Raw genomic sequence first — 248 nt, forward strand, 5'->3', positions numbered from 1 at the left:
CGCTAGTGTTTTTAGCCAAAAAAGACAGCACCTTTGACCCTGCTAAGGTGACTGATATTAATGCCCATTCTATCGCCGCTCAGCGCTCCACCATCTCATCACAGTGGCTAGAAAACACTTATCCAAAAGCGGATATGAAGCTATATGATACATTAAGTAATGCGTTTTTAGATTTGGGTGCTGGTCGCGTCGATGCCATGATATCGGATAAACTGCCAGCGATTGAATGGCTCAGCTCGACGTCCGGT

Annotated in this window: 1 protein-coding gene; it reads left to right on the forward strand. The window is 46.0% G+C overall.

The window, feature by feature from the left end; genetic code table 11:
- The coding region (locus tag AAEY75_RS16485) for a type 2 periplasmic-binding domain-containing protein (RefSeq protein ID WP_352260239.1) at positions 1 to 248 on the forward strand (248 nt) is incomplete at both ends.

The organism is Psychrobacter sp. TB55-MNA-CIBAN-0194, assembly GCF_040309505.1.
GTDB lineage: Bacteria > Pseudomonadota > Gammaproteobacteria > Pseudomonadales > Moraxellaceae > Psychrobacter > Psychrobacter fozii.